This is a genomic window from Gordonia gummivorans (genome assembly GCF_022513585.1).
GTDB lineage: Bacteria > Actinomycetota > Actinomycetes > Mycobacteriales > Mycobacteriaceae > Gordonia.
In genome coordinates this window covers 122,253-141,529 of the sequence record NZ_JAKWBF010000002.1, presented here as the reverse complement: position 1 = coordinate 141,529, position 19,277 = coordinate 122,253, and the positions used below count along the sequence as shown (strand labels likewise).

15 protein-coding genes are annotated in these 19,277 nt (G+C 65.1%); 11 read left to right on the top strand and 4 right to left on the bottom strand.

Annotated features, from left to right (window positions below):
• Positions 1-107 precede the first annotated feature (107 nt).
• The 5 genes from pyk to MKW15_RS02490 all read left to right on the top strand — a co-directional run bounded on the left by pyk (position 108) and on the right by MKW15_RS02490 (position 7,628).
• The gene (gene pyk, locus MKW15_RS02510; RefSeq protein ID WP_240855825.1) at positions 108-1,541 is read left to right on the top strand and encodes a pyruvate kinase; all 1,434 of its coding nucleotides are present in this window, start codon (positions 108-110) and stop codon (positions 1,539-1,541) included.
• Between the two features lie 114 nt (positions 1,542-1,655).
• Positions 1,656-2,531: an acyl-CoA thioesterase gene (locus MKW15_RS02505; protein ID WP_240855819.1), complete on the top strand. Its 876-nt coding sequence runs from the start codon at positions 1,656-1,658 to the stop codon at positions 2,529-2,531.
• Positions 2,532-2,596: 65 nt separating this feature from the next.
• Entirely contained in the window at positions 2,597-3,175 is a 579-nt protein-coding gene (locus MKW15_RS02500) for a hypothetical protein (protein WP_240855817.1), read from the top strand.
• Positions 3,176-3,339: 164 nt separating this feature from the next.
• Entirely contained in the window at positions 3,340-5,274 is a 1,935-nt protein-coding gene (locus MKW15_RS02495; protein ID WP_308221002.1) for an ABC transporter ATP-binding protein/permease, read from the top strand.
• A 518-nt stretch (positions 5,275-5,792) separates the two neighbouring features.
• On the top strand, positions 5,793-7,628 hold the full coding sequence (locus MKW15_RS02490) for an AMP-dependent synthetase/ligase (RefSeq protein WP_240855815.1): 1,836 nt from the start codon (positions 5,793-5,795) through the stop codon (positions 7,626-7,628).
• Here MKW15_RS02490 and MKW15_RS02485 read toward each other — a convergent pair.
• A complete protein-coding gene (locus tag MKW15_RS02485) occupies positions 7,586-8,311 on the bottom strand; it encodes a DUF998 domain-containing protein (protein WP_240855814.1) in 726 nt (241 codons plus the stop codon). The genes MKW15_RS02490 and MKW15_RS02485 overlap by 43 nt on opposite strands.
• Positions 8,312-8,521: 210 nt before the next feature.
• Here MKW15_RS02485 and MKW15_RS02480 point away from each other — a divergent pair, with 210 nt between their 5' ends.
• Together MKW15_RS02480 and MKW15_RS02475 are read left to right on the top strand one after the other, a co-directional pair.
• Complete coding sequence (locus MKW15_RS02480; RefSeq protein ID WP_240855812.1) at positions 8,522-8,968, top strand: DUF6325 family protein; 447 nt, start codon at positions 8,522-8,524, stop codon at positions 8,966-8,968.
• 60 nt (positions 8,969-9,028) lie between these two features.
• Positions 9,029-9,343 carry an SHOCT domain-containing protein gene (locus tag MKW15_RS02475; protein WP_240855810.1) on the top strand — a complete coding sequence of 105 codons (315 nt, stop codon included), beginning with the start codon at positions 9,029-9,031 and terminating at the stop codon, positions 9,341-9,343.
• Between the two features lie 59 nt (positions 9,344-9,402).
• On the opposite strand, the gene eutC is transcribed toward MKW15_RS02475, so the two are convergent.
• Genes eutC through eat form a run of 3 tightly spaced genes read right to left on the bottom strand, consistent with a single transcriptional unit; the run spans position 9,403 to position 13,018 of the window.
• A complete protein-coding gene (gene eutC, locus MKW15_RS02470; protein WP_240855808.1) occupies positions 9,403-10,173 on the bottom strand; it encodes an ethanolamine ammonia-lyase subunit EutC in 771 nt (256 codons plus the stop codon).
• Positions 10,170-11,579 carry an ethanolamine ammonia-lyase subunit EutB gene (locus tag MKW15_RS02465; protein ID WP_240855806.1) on the bottom strand — a complete coding sequence of 470 codons (1,410 nt, stop codon included), beginning with the start codon at positions 11,577-11,579 and terminating at the stop codon, positions 10,170-10,172. The genes eutC and MKW15_RS02465 overlap by 4 nt, the downstream gene beginning before the upstream one ends.
• Positions 11,576-13,018, bottom strand: a complete 1,443-nt coding sequence (gene eat, locus MKW15_RS02460) for an ethanolamine permease (protein ID WP_240855804.1) — start codon at positions 13,016-13,018, stop codon at positions 11,576-11,578. The genes MKW15_RS02465 and eat overlap by 4 nt, the downstream gene beginning before the upstream one ends.
• Before the next feature lie 1,648 nt (positions 13,019-14,666).
• Here eat and MKW15_RS02455 point away from each other — a divergent pair.
• From MKW15_RS02455 to MKW15_RS02440, 4 genes are all read left to right on the top strand, one after another.
• Positions 14,667-15,458, top strand: coding sequence for an enoyl-CoA hydratase-related protein (locus MKW15_RS02455; protein ID WP_240855802.1), 792 nt, complete (start codon positions 14,667-14,669; stop codon positions 15,456-15,458).
• Between the two features lie 29 nt (positions 15,459-15,487).
• Positions 15,488-16,237: an SDR family NAD(P)-dependent oxidoreductase gene (locus tag MKW15_RS02450; protein WP_240855800.1), complete on the top strand. Its 750-nt coding sequence runs from the start codon at positions 15,488-15,490 to the stop codon at positions 16,235-16,237.
• A gap of 105 nt (positions 16,238-16,342) precedes the next feature.
• Positions 16,343-18,043 (top strand): class I adenylate-forming enzyme family protein, encoded by a 1,701-nt coding sequence (locus tag MKW15_RS02445; RefSeq protein WP_240855798.1) that lies wholly within the window; start codon positions 16,343-16,345, stop codon positions 18,041-18,043.
• A complete protein-coding gene (locus tag MKW15_RS02440; protein ID WP_240855796.1) occupies positions 18,040-19,263 on the top strand; it encodes an acyl-CoA dehydrogenase family protein in 1,224 nt (407 codons plus the stop codon). Before MKW15_RS02445 ends, MKW15_RS02440 begins: the two co-directional genes overlap by 4 nt.
• Positions 19,264-19,277: the final 14 nt, after the last annotated feature.

The window sequence follows — 19,277 nt, the reverse complement described above, 5'->3', positions numbered from 1 at the left end:
CCGGTCAGCCAAGATGGCCGCTCTACCAGCACGAACACCAGATGCACGAACGGTGACCGTTATCCGCATGCATAGAGAAGCACCGACGACGGGACTAAGGTGAGGTTGTGACACGGCGAACCAAGATTGTCTGCACCCTGGGCCCGGCCACCGCGACCGACGAGCGCATCAAGGAACTCGTCGAATGCGGCATGGATGTGGCACGCATGAACTTCAGCCACGGAAGCCACGAAGACCACGCCGAGGTGTATGCGCGTGTCCGCAAGGCTTCCGACGCCACCGAGAAGGCTGTCGGCATCCTCGCCGATCTGCAGGGCCCCAAGATCCGGCTCGGCAAGTTCGAGGATGACGGCGCCCTGAACGGCGAAGTGCTGTGGGACACCGGCGAAAAGGTCCGCATCACCGTCGACGACGTGGTCGGTACCCACGACCGGGTGTCGACGACGTACAAGCAACTGTCCCGCGATGCCAGCCCCGGCGACCGACTCCTCGTCGACGATGGCAAGGTCGGTCTCGTCGTCGATTCGGTCGACGGACCCGACGTGCTGTGTACGGTCACCGAGGGCGGACCCGTCAGCAACAACAAGGGGCTCTCGCTGCCCGGCATGAACGTCTCGGTGCCTGCCTTGTCGGCCAAGGACATCGCCGACCTCGAGTTCGCACTGAAGCTCGGCGTCGACATGATCGCGCTGTCGTTCGTGCGCAGCCCGTCCGACATCGAACTCGTGCACGAGGTGATGGACCGCGTCGGCCGTCGCATCCCGGTCATCGCGAAGCTGGAGAAGCCGGAGGCCATCGACAACCTCGAGGCCATCGTGCTGGCTTTCGACGCGATCATGGTCGCCCGTGGTGACCTCGGCGTCGAACTCCCGCTCGAGCAGGTGCCGCTGGTGCAGAAGCGGGCCATCCAGATGGCCCGCGAGAACGCCAAGCCGGTGATCGTCGCCACCCAGATGCTCGACTCCATGATCGAGAACTCGCGCCCGACTCGCGCAGAGGCCTCCGACGTCGCCAACGCGGTGCTCGACGGTGCCGACGCGGTGATGCTGTCCGGTGAGACGTCGGTCGGCAAGTTCCCGATGGAATCCGTGCGCACGATGGACAAGATCGCCCGCGCCGTCGAAGGCGGACCTCGCGACGTTCCGCCGCTCTCACACGTCCCGCGCACCAAGCGCGGCGTCATCTCGTATGCCGCACGCGACATCGGCGAGCGGCTCGAGGTGAAGGCCCTCGTGGCGTTCACCCAGTCCGGTGACACGGTTCGACGCCTGGCCCGGCTGCACTCCCGACTGCCCCTGTTGGCGTTCACCCCGACGCAGGCGGTACGCAGCCAGCTCGCCTTGAGTTGGGGCACCGAGACTTTCATCGTCAACCATGTCGACACCACCGACCACATGATCGATCAGGTCGACCACCAACTGCTGCGCATCGGGCGGCTCGCGGAAGGTGACGTCGTGGTCATCGTCGCCGGCGCGCCACCCGGCACCGTCGGCTCCACCAACATGATCCACGTGCACCGCATCGGCGAACAGGACCACTGAGTCTCCATCCGCTCCCTGGGGAGTCTTCCCGCCTCCATCGTGTGTTTCCCTGGCCGTGCCCCACAACGGCGGGCCGCAGGCCGTGAAGTGGCGCCCGCACCATAGGGTTGGGGGATGACCGACCAATCCGACGACCTCGGACAGCTGCTCGCCTTGCTCGACGTCGAACGGCGGGACGAGAACCTCTTCCTCGGGCAGCATCCTGAACAGAAGACGGCGCGCACGTTCGGCGGGCAACTTCTCGGCCAGGGTGTGGTCGCCGCCGCACGTACGCTCACGCGCGGCAATCCGCCCATTCACGCTCTGCATGCCCACTTCATCCGCGGCGGCGATGTCGCTCTGCCGATGGAGTATCACGTCGCCCGTTTCCGGGACGGCAAGTCGTTCGCGAATCGTCAGGTCACCGCGATCCAGAAGGGCGAGGAGATCTTCACGATGCTCGTCGCATTCCAGGACAACGCGGCCGGCCTCGAACACGCCGTCGAGATCCCGCAGGTGCCTTATCCCGAAGAGTTGCCACCGCTCGGCGAGCATTTCAAAGGATTCGAGGATCGCATCGCGACCTTTGTGAATGCCTTGCACCCCATCGACATTCGCTTCGCCAACGACCCCACGTGGAAGGTGCGGGAGGCGGGGGAGACCCTCAAGGACAACCGGGTCTGGATGAAGGCCGACGGCCAGATGCCCGACGATCCGATCATGCATGTCGCGGCGATGTGTTACGCGTCGGACACCACGGTGCTCGACTCGATCATCACCACCCACGGGCTGTCCTGGGGCATCGACCGATTGTTCGCCGCGACGGTCAACCATTCGATGTGGTTCCACCGCGAATTCCGCTTCGACGACTGGCTGCTCTATGCCACCCGTTCCCCGGTCGCCACCGGGTCGCGCGGCATGGGCTCGGGCCGGTTCTGGATGCGCGACGGGACCCTGGCGACGTCGGTGGTCCAGGAAGCCCTCATCAAATACTTCCCCCCGAAGAACTAACTGGCAGAACCGACCGGCCACCCGTCCGGCGCATCACGACGGCTCGCTTTGGCAGACTGGTCGCCATGACGACCGGCCCCACCGATCAACGAGCCTCGGGTCAACACGGCACGGGCAGTTTTCCCGCGGCCGGATATCCCGGCGCCCAGCCGCAGTTCGGTTCCTCCATGGGTTGGGCACCACAACCCACCGTCGCTCCCGAGTTCTGGCTCGACCCCGGGCCCGCGTTGCCCCGACGAACGTGGCAGCGTCGCACACGCCCGTGGATCATCGCGGCCAGCGCCATCGGGGCGACCATCTTCGCGACGATCGCGATCCTCGCGCTTCTCGTCGGATACCTGCTCTCGAGTGCGTTCGACGCGAAGGGCGGCGTCGCCGTCGACTGCACCACCAAGACCGCGACCACGCCTGGCGGAATCATCAGCGCGGGCACACCGGTGCGGATCTACGACGATCGGGGCCGATCGGTCGGCGAGACCCAGTTGGGCACCATCGATCGTGACGGCAGCACCTGCACCCTGCCGTTCGAGGTGCGCGACGTCGACTCCACCGGCGGCGACTTCGTGGTCCAGATCGGCAGCGTGTACACCCAGACGGTGTCCGAGAGTGCGCTGTCGGCCGGGGTCGTATTGCGTCCGCTCTGACCGACGACTCTGACCTCCGGTCGACGCGCGAGTCGGCGCGACGCGGATTCTTGGCCGGGTTAGACTGCGATCTCGCTTTCTGGGGGAGCTGCAATAGCGCGACACCACGACCGCGCACATTCGCCGGTCGGTCCGATCGCGCGCGAACGTGAAGGGTTTCCGGAGTGGAATACAGCATCGACTGGGGCAACGAGGTCTGGGCCAGTCTGTGGTGGATGGCGAAGGCCTTCGGCATCACTGTTTTGAGCGTGGCCATCGTCGGAGCGCTGTTGGTGCGCTTCAGCCGGTGGGGCAAACCGTTGTGGCGAGTGATCGGCGGCTTCTTCCATGATCGCGAGACCCGAGTCATGGCGTGGTTGCTCGTCGTCGCACTGACGTTGCTCACGCTCTTCGGCGTGCGGGTCACCATTCTCTTCTCGTACTGGAGCAACGACCTGTACACGTCGCTCCAGATCGTCGCCGAAGGACTCGGTCAGGGCGGACCCGAAGGTGCCGCCAACGTCGACGCCGGCAAAACCGGGTTCTGGCACTCGATGATCGTGTTCGGCATTCTCGCCACGCTGCACGTCCTTCGCACCATGGTGGAGATCTACGCCGGTTCGGCATTCCAGATCAAACTGCGCTGGTGGCTCACCGAGCACGCCACCGAAGACTGGCTCGAAGGTCGGGCGTTCTATCGCAATCGATTCGTCGACCTCGGACCGTCGAAGTTCTTGAAGACCCGAGGCAAACGGCACGACATCCACCCCGGGGTCGACAATCCGGACCAGCGCATCGAGGCCGACATCACCAACCTCGCCGAGACCGGACAACGACTGTTCTGGGGGTACGGCGGGTCGTCGACCAACGGTGTCATCTCGGCCACCACCTCGATCGTCGCGTTCTCGATGATCCTGTGGGACCTGTCCGGTCCGATCACGCTCGGCGGCATCGAGATCCCACGCATGATGGTGTGGCTGGTCCTCATCTACGTTCTGGTCGCCAGCGTCGTCGCCTTCGCAATCGGCCGACCGCTGATCCGCCTCAACTTCTGGAAGGAACGCCTCACCGCGAACTTCCGTTATGCGTTGGTCCGCGTTCGCGACGGTGCCGAGAACGTCGCGTTCTACCGCGGCGAGCAGGTTGAGCATGTCGGACTGATGGCGCGCTTCCGTGCTGTCGTCGACAACTTCTGGCGCATCGTCTACGTGAACTTGGGCTTCGTCGGCTGGAACTTCAGTGTCAGTCAGCTGTCGGTGGTTTTCCCGTACATCGTGCAGGCGCCGCGCTTCTTCACCGGTCAGATCAAGCTCGGTGACATGACTCAGACGGCCTCGGCGTTCGGCGAGATGCACGACGCCCTGTCGTTCTTCCGGAACTCCTACGACGAATTCACCGAGGTGCGCGCGTCCATCATCCGTCTCGACGGTCTTGCCGACGCCGACGCGAAGTCTCGGAAACTTCCCGCGATGGCGACGCTCGACGGCGATCGCACCGTGAAGTTGGCCGACGTACGCATCGCGACCCCCGATGGCACCGACCTGATCCGAGCACTGAACCTAGAGCTGACCCCCGGCGAGGCATTGGTCGTCAAGGGGCGATCGGGAGCCGGGAAGTCCACGCTGCTGCGTGGCCTGGCGGGGCTGTGGCCATTTGCGGAAGGTCAATTCACCCGCCCCGCCGGAAACGAAACCCTTTTCCTGTCGCAGATGCCCTACATTCCGCTCGGCGATCTGCGGACCGTCGTCGCCTACCCGGCGCTGCCCACCGAGATCGGCGACGACGCGATCCGCACGGCGCTGCAGGCGGTGTTCCTGCCGCACCTCGTCGACCGCCTCGACGAGGAAGAGGACTGGGCGAAGGTACTCTCGCCGGGCGAGCAGCAGCGTGTGGCCTTTGCCCGTATTCTGCTGACCCGGCCACGGGCGGTGTTCATGGACGAGGCCACATCGGCGGTCGACGAGGGTCTGGAGTACGCGCTCTACTCGCTGATCCGCTCGGAGTTGCCGGAAGTGATCCTGGTGTCGGTGAGCCATCGCAGCACCACCGATCAGCATCACACCGAGGTTCTCGAACTCATCGGTGCCGGTGACTGGACGCTGTCACCGGTGGCGCGATAGCGCACCGCTATGACACCGGGGTAGAGGTTTCGACCCTCCCGCAGGCTTTCCCCAGCAGACCATCACCGTGCGACCGAACGCCGTCGCTTTGCGCACGGTCGGAGGCATCCAGGAGATCACCTGGGCCGAGTACGGACAGCGCGTCGAGGCGACCGGTGACATCGGGACCCTGGACGACGAGGGGTTCCTGACCATGTCAAGCGGTTCACCGTCATTCCCACGGCCTGGGATCCGGGTGGTGACGAGCTCACCCCGACGATGAAGTTGCGGCGCAAACCCATCGCCGACAAATTCGCCGAGCGCATCGTGGCGCTCTACGACGAGGAACCGAGCGCCATCGTCGTCGACTTGCGCTGAACAGCCGATCTAGCTGCGTTCTTTACCATTCGATTACCGGTTGCGCGGAACCGTTCCGGTGCTGATGTCCGCGCAGTACTGTGAGGCACGGACGAGCGAAGCGACGGGGCACTTCGCCGTCATACCTGGCCGATGCATGTGCAGAATCGAGGACAACCATCGTGTCCGATCCGGAGCTGATCACCTTCCCCCACGAGACGGGTGTCGCGGTCTCGACCCTTCCGCAAGCCTTTCAACAGACCATCACGGTGCGCCCCGACGGGGTGGCATTACGTACCGCCGGCGGGATCCAGGAGATCACCTGGGCCGAGTACGGACAGCGTGTGGAGACCATCGCTGCGGGGCTCGCCGCGCTTGGAGTGAAACGTGGCGACACCGTCGGCATCATGCTGACCAATCGGCCGGAGTTCCATCTGGTCGACACTGCCGCACTACATCTGGGCGCCATCCCGTTCTCGATCTACAACACCAGTTCACCGGAACAGATCGAGTACCTGTTCGGCAACGCCGACAACGCGGTGGTCGTCACCGAGCAGGTGTTCTTGCCGCTGATCCAGGCCGCATCGACCAACGTGACGACGACGATCGTGGTCGACGGTGTGGCGTCGGATGCTGTTTCGCTGGCCGATCTCGAGCAGACACCGGCGCCCGACGGCTTCGACTTCACCGCAAGCTGGCAGGCCGTCGAGCCGGGTGATCTCGCCACCCTGATCTACACCTCCGGAACCACTGGGCCACCCAAGGGCGTGGAGATCACCCATCGCAACATGATCGCCGAACTCGCCTGTCTCGCAGACGAAGTCGAGGTCGGTTTCGACGATCGGGTGATCTCCTATCTGCCTGCCGCACACATAGCCGACCGCGTCTCCTCGCACGGGGCGAACATGGTGCGGGGTATCCAGGTGACCACGGTGACCGATCCGCGCGAGATCGCGGCCGTCTTGCCGGAAGTGCACCCGACCTTCTTCTTCGGAGTGCCACGCGTGTGGCAGAAGATCCGGGCCGGTATCGAGGCCAAGATGGCGCAGGAGACCAGTCCGGTCAAGAAGAACCTCGCGTCCTGGGCGCTGGGTGTCGGCGCAGCGGCGGCGCAGGCCCAATTGGACGGAAAGCCGCTGGGAGCACTCACACGTGCCCAGCACGGGCTGGCCGACAAGTTGGTCCTCCACAAGGTGCGCGCCGCGCTCGGCATGGACCAGATCACCTTCGCCGGCTCCGGTGCGGCGGCGATTCCGCCCGAGGTGCTGTCGTTCTTCCTCGGACTCGGCATACCGGTGCTCGAGGTGTGGGGGATGTCGGAGACGACAGGTGTGTCGACCATGAACACACCGGACGCGATCAAGCTGGGCAGCGTCGGCAAGGTCGTCCGGGGTGTCGAGGCGAAACTCGCCGATGACGGCGAACTGCTCATCCGGGGCCCGGTGAACATGCGCGGCTACCGGAATCAGCCGGAGAAGACTGCCGAGACGATCGACCCCGACGGGTGGCTGGCGACCGGTGACATCGCCACCATCGACGACGACGGCTTCGTGACGATCGTTGACCGTAAGAAGGAACTGATCATCAACGAGTCGGGAAAGAACATGTCGCCCACCAACATCGAGAATGCGATGAAGGCGGCGTCGTCGTTGATCGGTCAGGTGGTGGCGATCGGTGACGGCCGACCGTACATCTCGGCGCTGGTGGTGCTGGATCCGGATGCCGCGGCGGTACGGGCGAAGACGCACGACATGTCCGACGCCGACCTGGCGACGGTGTCGGCTCATCCGAAGGTGGTCGAGGAGATCATCACGGCCGTCAAGGTGGGCAACGGGAAACTGTCTCGGGTGGAGCAGATCAAGCGGTTCACCGTCATACCCGCGGCCTGGGATCCGGGTGGTGACGAGCTGACCCCGACGATGAAGCTGCGGCGTAAGCCCATCTCGGACAAGTACGCCGAGCACATCGTGGCGCTCTACGACGAGGAAGTCAGCGACATCGTCATCGACCTGCGCTGAGCAACCATGCGTTCACAGGCGACGGCGACACCCCACAGGATCAGCCACACCGACATCCCGCCCACCTGGATGCGCTGCGCGAGACCGAGACGGTAATTGCCGGACAGATTGTCGGCGATCAGCATCCACGCTGTGGCGAGAACGACGATCGCGAACACCACCGCACCGACCCGGCGCATCAGCGGCCACGACGGACTCCGCAGCGCGACCAGCGTGACCGCGATCATCGTGGTGAAGATCGAGAACACCGCGAGGGTGCTGGTGAGGGCATGAACGTGGTGGAGTTGGGGGAGCAGGCCACTCGGGTCGGGCCGGCATCCGGGATCGACGCCGGCGATGCATTCGATCGGAAGCAGTGCGTCGGCCATCGTCGACGCGCCGAACGCGGCCAGCGCGACGAAGGCCGTGACTGCGATCTTGCCGTGGGCGAGCGGTCGGGGGACGAGTCCCAGCAGGCCCGCGACCAGTGCGCAGGCGCTCGTCGTGAGGTCACCTGCGACGTAGACCTGGCGATGAGGTCGATGCGCCGCGTCGAGCTCACTGAGAAAGGTCCGCATCGGATCCAGGGGGCTCGACCAGAAGAACTCGAGCACCCACGACGAGTAACAGATCCCGGCCACCGCGATGAGAACGCCGACCACGATCGCGCGGGCGGACCATCGACGTGGGCTGAGTTGGGGCATCTCGTCAGGCTAGCCGTCCGCGCCATGTCGTCCTCCTCGGGTGAAACGGAATCGGCTTGGGTCGATCGCGGGCACCTGTGCTGGACGCGCGCCTACAATCGATTCCGGTCTCGCGATGAGCAGACGGCGCCGAGCGCGTGTGGTGATCATCGGGGAAGATCTATCCGCCCGGACTGAGCCGGGCCAGACATCGAGGAGCACTGAGAAGCAGTGACCACCAGCGACGTGACAGACGGCGCCCCCGAGCGCGATCTCGGTCCTATCGATTACATCGTGATCGAGTGGACCTCCGGCAAACCGACCGGCGAAGCGATTCCGCATCTGATCGATCTCGTCGACCGCGGCATCGTGCGAGTGATCGATGTCGTGTTCGTGGCCAAGTCGGAGGACGGCATCGTGACTCGGTTCGCGCTCGACGAACTCGGTGCCGACTTCGAGGTATTCGACGGAGCCGCAACGGATCTGATCGGTGACGACGACGTGTCCGAGGCGGCGGCGGCCATCGCGCCGGGCACGGCGGCAGCGATCTTGGTGTGGGAGAACCTGTGGGCAGCCCCGTTCGCGACCGCCGTGCACAACAATGGGGGAGAGGTCGTCGCGTCCGGCCGGATTCCGGTTCAGGATCTCCTCGAGCGCCTCGAATCCGCCGGTGCCTGACCATTCCGCCTGACCCTATCTTTTCTTCCTTCATCACATCTCACAACCAGGAGTAACCACATGCCAGGTTTGATTCGCGGCGTCGCCCGCACTGCCGTCATCGCCGGTACCGCCACTGCCGTCAGCAACCGTGTGTCGCGACGACAGGCCAATCGGTGGTCGCAGCAGGCCTACGACCAGGAGGCACGCGCCGCCTACGAGCAGCAGCAGTACGCCCAGCCCCAGCAGCCGCAATACCAGCAGCCCGCACCTGCACCCGCCGCGCCGGCCGCAAGCACCGTCGACCAGCTCAAGGAACTTGCCGCGCTGTACCAGCAGGGCATCCTGACCGAGGACGAGTTCGCTGCGCAGAAGGCCAAGATCCTCGCGTCCTGACGTTCGTCGCCGACTTCGTAGCAATAGATGGCGCCCAGCGCCTCCTATTGCTACCGATCTCAACCCTCGACGGTCAGCGTCTCGGCCGCCTCGACGGCCGCTCGAGACGTGTCCTTGAGGGCCACGCCCGACTTGCCCAGCCGACGTGCGCCGGATACGAGACCCGCGGTGATGTGTGCCGCCGCTTCGTAACCCAGTCCGTCGGGTGGGTGAATGTTGGAGATGCAGTTGCGGTCGGCATCGGTTCTGCCCGGTTCGGGGCGATGCGTGATGTAGATGCCCAGGCTGTCGGCCACCGACAGACCCGGGCGTTCGCCGATCACGACGATGAGCGTCAGTACGCCGAGCGCTTCGCCGATGTGATCGCCGAGCGCGACGCGCGACTGGGTGGCCACCACGGGCGGCGCGATCCGATACGTTCCGTCGAATTCGGCGATCAGTGCGGCGAGCATTCCGTGGCCGTGATCGACCAGAGCCCGGGGTGACAGGCCGTCGGCCAAGACGATGCCGATGTCGGCCTCGGTTGTCGGCACCTGCGACAGATCGTCGGGCAGGCGGCCGAGGTCGGGGCGTCGCAGATACTCACTGCGGGTCTCCGCGCGGCTCCGCACATGCACGGCGTCGCCGATGTCCAGATCGGTGAGACTATCGACGAAAGCTTCGACGTCGAGCGGGTCGTGGACCGCGTCGCGAGCCGCGGCGTGTGCGGCCTGGAACTCGAGAACGCGTTGTGAGGGAAGGGAATTACCCGCCCTGCCGAGGCCGATCCGGGCCTGGGTGGTGCGCCGCAGATCCGACCACACATCTTCGATCGGGCGATCCTCGGTCATGGTTGGGCCGCCAGCGAGAGCAGGGGAGAGGTGGCCGGATCGACGGGCAGTACGCGTCCGTTGCGGTCGGCCATGCCCAGCCGCGACAGCCAGTCCTCGAATTCGGGCGCCGGCCGTAGACCAAGTGCCTCGCGGACGTACAGGGCGTCGTGGAACGACAGGCTCTGATACCCGAGCATGATGTCGTCGGCACCGGGCACGGTGATGACGAAGGCCGCGCCCGCGACACCCAGCAGGGTGAGCAGCGTGTCCATGTCGTCCTGGTCGGCTTCCGCGTGATTGGTGTAGCAGACGTCGACGCCCATCGGCAGGCCCAGGATCTTTCCGCAGAAATGATCCTCGAGGCCGGCCCGGATGATCTGCTTGCCGTCGTAGAGGTATTCCGGCCCGATGAACCCGACGACCGTGTTGATCAGCAAGGGTTCCAGCGCACGTGCCACCGCATAGGCCCTGGTTTCCAGTGTCTGCTGGTCGACCGGTTTGCCGCCGGTACCCAGGTGCGCGCCGGCAGAGAGGGCCGAGCCCTGTCCGGTCTCGAGGTACATGACGTTGTCGCCGACCGTCCCGCGATGCAGCGACCGCCCGGCTTCGTTGGCCTCCAACAGCATCGGCACGGTGACACCGAAACTGGTGTTGGCGCCCTCGGTGCCGGCGATCGACTGGAACACCAGGTCGACCGGGACGCCCTGTTCGATGAGTTCGACGGTGGTCGTCACGTGCGAGAGGACGCACGACTGCATCGGGATCTCGAAACGCTGCCGGATGTCGTCGAGGAGATGCAGCAGATCCGCGGTGGCGTGCGGCGAATCGGTCGCCGGATTGATGCCGATGACCGCGTCGCCGCAACCCATCAGCAGACCGTCGAGGGTGGCGGCGGCGATCCCCCGTGGATCGTCGGTCGGGTGGTTGGGTTGCAGTCGGGTCGCGATGGTTCCCGGTACACCGATCGTGGTGCGGAAGGCCGAGCGGACCGTCGCCGACTTGGCCACCAGGATCAGATCCTGGTTGCGCATGATCTTCGACGTCGCGGCCACCATCTCCGGCGTGAGTGCCGGCGCAATGGAGCTGATCCGTTCGGCGGCGTCCGGGCGGGTCACGTTGGCAAGGAGCCAGTCGCGGAATCCGCCGACCGTCAGGTGGGAGATCTCGCCGAAGGCGCTGCGATCGTGGGTGTCGATGATGAGGCGGGTCACCTCGTCGGACTCATAGGGGACAACGAGTTCCTCGAGGAATGTCGACAGTGGCAGGTCGGCCAATTGCCATGCGGCCGCGGCACGTTCGGCGTCGGAGTCGGCGGCGCAGCCGGCCAGTTCATCGCCGGACCGGGCGGGGGTGGCCTTGGCCATCAGTTCGACGAGCCCATCGAAGGTGTAGGTGGTACCCGAGATGGTCTGGCTGAACTTCATCGGACCTCGTCCTCGGCTTCGGCCAGCGCGGCGAACTCCTCGTCGGGGGAGTTGGCCACGAGCCGATGGCGGCTGTACAGGGCGAAGTACAGCATGAACAGCGCGAACACCACGAGACAGCACAGCGCTGCAACCACGTCGACCAGGAATGTGGCGATCACCGCGATCGCGGCGATGATCAGCGCGAAGCCGGTGGTGATCACGCCTCCGGGGGTGCGATAGTGCCGGACCATGTTGGGCTCGCGGACGCGCAACACGATGTGGCTCACCATCATCAGCACGTAACTGAGCGCGGCGCCGAATACGGCCATGTTCAGCAGGAGTTCGCCCTTGCCGGTCAGCGACAGCGCGAACCCGATGACGCCGGGCACGATGAGCGCCAGCATCGGGGCCTTGCGTCGGTTGGTCACCGACAACTGTGTCGGTAGGTAACCCGCGCGTGACAGGGCGAAGAGCTGCCGGGAGTACGCGTAGATGATCGAGAAGAAGCTGGCGATGAGCCCGGCAAGGCCGATGTAGTTGACCACCTTGGCCGCGGCACCATCACCGAGCGCCTCGACCAGTGGATTTCCGGCTTCGGACATCTCGTTCGCACCGCCGGCACCGGTTGTGAGGAGCAGTACCGCAGCGCAGGTGATCAGCAGGACGCTCATCGCGGCGATGATGCCGCGCGGCACATTGCGCTCCGGATTGGCGGTCTCCTCGGCAGCCAGCGGCACGCCCTCGACGGCCAGGAAGAACCAGATGGCGAACGGGATGGCCGACCAGATACCCAGATAGCCGAACGGCAGGAACTCCGACGCTCCGGCGGCATCGGTGGGAGCGATGTTGGTCAGGTTTCCGGCGTCGAAGTGTCCGATCGCGGCAATCGAGAAGACGACCAGTCCGACGAGGGCGATCGCGGTGATCGCGAACATCACCTTGAGTGCTTCTCCGACACCGGCGAGGTGGATGCCGATGAAGATCGCATAGGCCGCCAGATACACCCACCAGCCGTCTTTGATCCCAAATATGTTCAGCGACTCCACGTAGGCGCCGATGAACGTGGCGATCGCTGCCGGTGCAATGGAGTATTCGATGAGAATGGCTGTGCCGGTGGCGAATCCGCCCCACGGTCCGAGTGCGCGTCGGGCGAAGGTGTAGCCGCCACCGGCCGCGGGCAGGGCAGAGGACAGCTCGGCCATGCCCAGCACCAGTGCGAAGTACATGGCGGCGATGATGACCGCGGCGATCAGCAGGCCGCCGAAGCCGCCCTCGCCCAGCCCGAAGTTCCAGCCCGAGTAATCACCGGAGACCACGTAGCTCACGCCGAGGCCGGCCAACAGAAGCCAGCCTGCACTGCCGCTCTGCAGTTGCCGCTTGCTCAGGTACGACGCGGATTCATCGTGGCTGTCGACGCCGCCGGCCAGATGATGCTCATGATGTTCGTCAACCGCCATGGTCACTCCTAGAATCGACGGCCCCGACGGTCAGGTGTCGTCAGTGTAGGACCGCAACTGCACGTGCGCATGACTTCGCCATATGGATGAGCTTGAGCGATCTGTCCATTCAATTCCTCGAGTCGGCGACCACCCGCCGACGTCGTCGACGATCATGGAGGCGGGAAGTGGGGGGGTAGGGCCGGTGGGCAGGATCGGGCCCATGACGGTGGTCGTCCGGGAACATCCCGGAAGCGGAGGCTGACGGGCCCGACCCCAGTCACCGATTGTCGGTCGTCGCGTCCCGGCGAAGGCGACACCTTCTGCTACAACGTCGGCTGGACGGCTCAACCCTTGGCACGATTGTCACCCAACCCATCGCTCCGCAGACGAGTACCCACAAAGGTTGCAGTTTGACGCGGCATCCGCGTCAAACTGCAACCTCTGGGTGAGCTCGTCCATCCAGTCGTCGGATGATAGGTGCTGGCCGCGCATTTTCCCAGGTCACAGCGTCGGTCACCGAACTCTTCGGATCAGGCCCGGGGCCTCCGCGCGGCTGGCGCCCGCGACAACTGGAGCCGAATTGGAGAACGCGAGTGCTGCAGCACTCGCGTTCTCCAACTCAACTCGAGTTCTCGCAGGACGACGCGGGACACGGCCAGACCGAAGCCGAGGCCGCTCTGGGCGGTGATGTGCCATGGGTGGCCTCAGACCACACCCTGTGTCGAATCAGGTCAACCGGGTGCTGCAGTACACAGATCCTCCAACAGGACACAGAGTGTCAGGAGCGACTCCTCGAAAAGCTACATTTGCCCAGGTCAGAGCGGTGGTGACCCAACTCTTCGAGTCAGCGACGCACCCGCCGCCTGCGGCGGCGATGGAGGCGGGAAGAGGGCCGTGGAGCGCGGCGCGGCGACGATGATCCACGAAAAATAGGGGAAGAAACTCGTCCCCTATCCCTGGAGTCCTCCCCGCGAATTTTCTCGCGGACGACTCAACAAGCAGGGGCAGAAAGTAGGGGAAGAACCTTCCCCTACTTTCAGTGGTCCGGCGCCTCGCTGACGTGGCCCGTTCGCCTGCCCTTCGAGGCATCCCTCGGCCGGCGCCTCGGGCACCTCAGAGAGCGGTGGGGTGGTGGACGCTTATGCGCAGGCCAGAGCGCCAGTCACCGAACTCTTCGGATCAGCGACTCACCGTCGGCGTTGCCGACGATCATGGAGGCGGGAAGAGCGCGGCCTCGTCGCATAAACCGCATTGGTCGCCAGAAACCGCTGGTGTGGCCAGAAACCGCTGGTGCGCCTCGGGTTTCTGACCAGACACGCGGTTTCTGAAACCACGACTCGCCGGCGACGCGCCTCGGGTCGGCGAAGTGGCCGTAACGGACCATTCATCACGGAGACCTCACTTGTGGTCAGGGACCGTCGGCAGTTCCGAAGGTCTCTGACCAGAAATGAGGTCCCTGTCGACGCGCGGGGTCCTCGCGGCCCCGACGCCACGTAAACCCAGGTCAGAGCGTTGGTCGCAGTACTCTTCGGATCAGCGACCACCCACCGACGTCGTCGGCGTTCCGCGCTCGCCTCCGCGTGATCCTTGACACCTCGGTTGAGTGAATATACATTCATTCACCATGAAGGGTCAGTCACAAACGCTAGCAGCAGGGAGCGCCACCATGGACTACGAGGACATCGACTACACCGTCGAGGGGCCGACCGCGATCATCACGATGAACCGGCCGCACCGATACAACGCCTTCCGGGCGAAGACGGTCGAGGAGATGATCAACGCGTTCCGTCGGGCCTGGGCAGACAAGAACGTGCAGGCGGTCATCCTCACCGGCGCGGGCGAGAAGGCGTTCTGCACCGGCGGAGACGTCAAGCAGCGCGCCGAGACCGGCGACTACGGGCCGAGCGAGAGCGGAATGTTCGAGATCGGCAACCTGCACAAGACAATCCGTGACATCCCCAAGCCGGTCATCGCCGCCGTCAATGGGCTTGCGATCGGCGGTGGGCATGTCTTGCACGTGCTGTGCGACCTGACGATCGCTGCCGACACCGCACGCTTCGGCCAGTCCGGACCCAAGGTCGGTTCTTACGACGCCGGCTTCGGCTCGGCCTTCCTCGCCCGTATCGTCGGCGAGAAGCGCGCCCGCGAGATCTGGTACCTGTGCCGCCAGTACGACGCCGAGACCGCCGAGCGCTGGGGTCTGGTCAACTGGGTCGTCCCGGCCGCCGACCTGCTCGACGAGGCCAAGAAGATCGCCGCGGAGATCGCCGAGAAGTCGCCGACCACACTGCGCTTCCTCAAGCAGAGCTTCAACGCCGACACCGACCATCAGGCGGGGCTGTCGAACCTCGCGATGAGCTCGCTCGATCTGTTCACCCACTCACCCGAGGGACTCGAGGGCGCCGCGGCCTTCGCGGAGAAGCGTATGCCCGAGTTCAACAAGTACGTCGGCGCCTGACCGCTGCGACCCAACGAGAAGGAATCATCATGAGCACCAACAGCATCGCCGTCGTCACCGGTGCCGCATCGGGCATCGGCAAGGCCATCGCACTCGCGTTCGCCGAGCAGGGCACCACCGTCGTGGCGGCCGACATGAACCTCGACGCCGCCAAGCAGACCGCCGCCGAGAACTCCAACATCGTCCCGATGTCCGTCGATGTCGCCGACCGCGCCAAGGTCGACGAACTACGCGACGCCGTCAACGCGGAGGTCGGTGTGCCCGACATCCTCGTCAACGCGGCCGGCTGGGACCGCACCGACCAGTTCCTCAACGCAACAACGGAATTCGCCGAGAAGGTGGTCGCGATCAACTATCTCGGGCCGGTCCACATGGCCAGCGCGTTCCTCCCCGGCATGGTGGAGGCATCCAAGTCCGACGGTTGGCAGGGCGGTCGGGTCATCAACCTTGCGTCCGACGCGGGTCGGGTCGGAAGCGCGGGGGAGAGCATCTACGCCGGCGCCAAGGGTGGCGTGATCGCGCTCTCGAAGTCGCTCGCCCGCGAGATGGCGCGGTATCAGATCACCGTCAACGCCGTCTGCCCCGGACCGACCGACACGCCGCTGTTCCAGGCGCAGCCGGACAAGCTCAAAGAGGCTCTCGTCAAGGCGATTCCATTCCGCCGGCTCGCCCGGCCCGACGAGGTCGCCGCACCCGTCCTGTTCTTCGCCTCACCCGCGGCGTCGTTCATCACCGGCCAGGTGATCAGCGTCAGCGGCGGACTCACCATGGCCGGCTAGGCGGACGTGACGAACATGCAATCAGAACTGCACTTGCCGAGCCGGCCATCCTCATCGACACAGACCGGCTGAGTCGTCAACCGGATCGATCATCGGAGATCAGCAATGAGCGACACACAAGAGTATGTGTACGACGCACACCAGTACCGTGCCTTCTTCGAGCACGAGTTCACCTATCTGAACGGATTCCGCCGCAACGTATCCCGATACGCCAATGCGATTGCGATGATCGACCCGCTGACCGACACCGAGTGGACCTACGCCCAGCTCGGCGCCGCGGTCGACGCGATCGCCGCTGGTTTGGCGCAGCGCGGTGTGAGCGAGGGCGACGTGGTGGCCTACCAGCTGCTCAACGGTCCGGAGTTCGCGCAGCTCTACCTCGCCTGTCAGGCGGCCGGGGCGGTCGGCTCCCCGGTCAACTTCCGGCTCGCGGCCGGAGAGACCGCGGTGATCCTGGACGTCAGCCGGCCCAAGGTCTACGTGTACGACACCGACTTCACCGCGATGGTCACCGATGCGATCGAACGCGCCGACCACACACCGGAGATCCTCGTCGGCGTCGGATCCGGTGATCTGGTACCGGGTTCGGTGTCCATCCGGTTCACCGACCTGCCGTCGGATGGCCCCGTCCCGACCGTCGCGCGCGGGGTGTTCGACGAGACGACCCGTCTCTACACGTCGGGCACCACCGGCATGCCCAAGGCGGTGCCGATGAACAGCGCCATCGAGATCTTCTCCGCGCACGACGTGATCATGCACTTCCCGCTGTCGCCGGAGGATCGGACGCTGAACATGACGCCGTGGTTCCACCGCGGCGGACTCTACTGCGCGGGACCCAATCCCACCTTCTACCTCGGTTCGTCGCTGGTGCCGATGCGCACCTTCGACCCGGAGCAGACACTCGACTGGGTGGAGCGCTACCGGCTGACCTTCCTCATCGGGGCACCGACCAACCTGGCGATGCTGGCCACTGTGCAGCAGGCGAGGCCACGAGACCTGTCGAGCCTGCGTGGCATCGTCACGATGGGTGCGCCGCTGGAACGCGAAGCCGCACTGCACTATCAGGACGTGCTCACACCGCGGATCTTTAACGGCTACGGCAGTACCGAGGGATTCTGGAACACCTTCCTGCGTCCCACCGATTTGCCCGATCATGCCGGCACCGCGGGGCGTGCGTGCCTCGACGACGACGTCCGCGTGGTGAAGGTGCACGACGACGGGCATCTGGCCGACCCCGACGAGATCGTCGCCCGCGACGGCAACGAGGTTGGCGAAGTGATCATCAGGTCGCCGAAATGCGCTGCCGCCTACTACGACTCGCCGCTGCAGGAGAAGGCGAAGTACCACGGCAGCTGGCTGCACATCGGCGATCTGGCGACCTGGGACAGCGACGAGTACGTCACCATCGTCGGCCGCAAGGACGACATGCTGATCTCCGGTGGTGAGAACGTGCATCCGGTCCAGGTGGAGGAAGCCCTCAACGGCCATCCCGACGTGGCGGATTCGCTGGTCGTCGGGGTACCCGACGAGCGCTGGGGCCAACTCGTCGTCGCCTACATTCTGCCGGTCGACGGAGCAGCGCCGACACCGGAGGATCTCGACAGTTACTGCCGTAACCATCCGATGCTCTCGCAGTTCAAGCGACCGCGCGCCTACCGCATCATCGATGCGCTGCCGGTGTCGGCCACCGGAAAGAAGCTGCACTACAAGGCAACCGAATCCGCGGCCGGAGAGATGGCCGCCGGCGCGTTCAGTGCGCCCAAGACAACCCAGGCAACCCAGACAACCGAGGGAGTCACCCGATGAGCACCGTCACCACCACACCCAAGTTCTCCGTCGCCGATCCGCTGAATCTGGACCTCGGATATTCCGACGACGAACTCGCGCTGCGCGATTCGGTTCGCGGATTCCTGGCCGAGAACGTGACCCCGCACATCGCGGAGTGGTTCGAGAACGGTGGCATCCCGATCGCCCGCGATCTGTTCAAGGAGTTCGGTCAACTCGGAGTGCTCGGTATGCACCTCGACGGATACGGCTGCGGTGGAGCGTCATCGGTGCATTACGGGCTGGCCTGCCTGGAACTCGAGGCCTCCGATTCGGGCATCCGATCGATGGTGTCGGTGCAGGGCTCACTCGCGATGTTCTCCATCTACAACAACGGCAGCGAAGAGCAGAAGCAGCGGTGGTTGCCGTCGATGGCCGAAGGCACCACGATCGGTTGTTTCGGTCTCACCGAACCCGACGCGGGCAGCGATCCTGCGTCGATGAAGACCCGCGCCCGGCGCGACGGGGACGACTGGATCCTCGACGGCCGAAAGATGTGGATCACCAATTCGCCCATCGCCGATGTCGCCGTCGTGTGGGCCAAGACCGATCTCGGCGACGGTGACGTCGGTGTTCGCGGATTCATCGTGCCGACCGACACCCCGGGAGTCAGCACGCCGGAGATCAAACACAAACTGTCCCTGCGCGCTTCGACGACCGGCGAGATCGTTCTGGACAACGTCCGGCTGCCGGCCGACGCGCTGATGCCCGGCAACGACGACCTCCACAAGGGCAAGGGGATCAAGGCCCCGCTGTCGAGCTTGTCGGAGGCACGTTACGGCATTGTCTGGGGCGCGATCGGTGCGGCGCGCTCGGCCTGGGAGGCAGCGCGTGACTATGCGGTGCAGCGCACCCAGTTCGGACGTCCGCTGGCCGGATTCCAGTTGACGCAAGCCAAACTCGCCGACATGGCGGTCGAATTGCACAAGGGGCAGCTGCTTGCACTGCACCTGGGCCGGCTGAAGGACACCGTCGGGTTGCGCCCCGATCAGGTCAGCTTCGGCAAGCTCAACAACACCCGCGAGGCCATCGAGATCTGCCGGACCTCCCGCACCATCCTGGGTGGCAACGGAATCTCCTTGGAGTACCCCGTGATCCGGCACATGGTGAATCTGGAATCGGTGCTCACCTACGAGGGCACACCCGAAATGCACCAGCTCGTGCTCGGTCAGGCCCTCACCGGCGAGAACGCCTTCCGCTGAACAGCACCACTAAG

Bases quoted from the DNA above. Each gene is read 5' to 3' on its own strand.
- MKW15_RS02505 (WP_240855819.1), top strand. From the start codon at position 1,656: ATGACCGACCAATCCGACGACCTCGGACAGCTGCTCGCCTTGCTCGAC.
- MKW15_RS02500 (WP_240855817.1), top strand. From the start codon at position 2,597: ATGACGACCGGCCCCACCGATCAACGAGCCTCGGGTCAACACGGCACG.
- MKW15_RS02485 (WP_240855814.1), bottom strand. From the start codon at position 8,311: ATGCCCCAACTCAGCCCACGTCGATGGTCCGCCCGCGCGATCGTGGTC.
- MKW15_RS02475 (WP_240855810.1), top strand. From the start codon at position 9,029: ATGCCAGGTTTGATTCGCGGCGTCGCCCGCACTGCCGTCATCGCCGGT.
- eutC (WP_240855808.1), bottom strand. From the start codon at position 10,173: ATGACCGAGGATCGCCCGATCGAAGATGTGTGGTCGGATCTGCGGCGC.
- MKW15_RS02465 (WP_240855806.1), bottom strand. From the start codon at position 11,579: ATGAAGTTCAGCCAGACCATCTCGGGTACCACCTACACCTTCGATGGG.
- eat (WP_240855804.1), bottom strand. From the start codon at position 13,018: ATGGCGGTTGACGAACATCATGAGCATCATCTGGCCGGCGGCGTCGAC.
- MKW15_RS02455 (WP_240855802.1), top strand. From the start codon at position 14,667: ATGGACTACGAGGACATCGACTACACCGTCGAGGGGCCGACCGCGATC.
- MKW15_RS02450 (WP_240855800.1), top strand. From the start codon at position 15,488: ATGAGCACCAACAGCATCGCCGTCGTCACCGGTGCCGCATCGGGCATC.
- MKW15_RS02445 (WP_240855798.1), top strand. From the start codon at position 16,343: ATGAGCGACACACAAGAGTATGTGTACGACGCACACCAGTACCGTGCC.
- MKW15_RS02440 (WP_240855796.1), top strand. From the start codon at position 18,040: ATGAGCACCGTCACCACCACACCCAAGTTCTCCGTCGCCGATCCGCTG.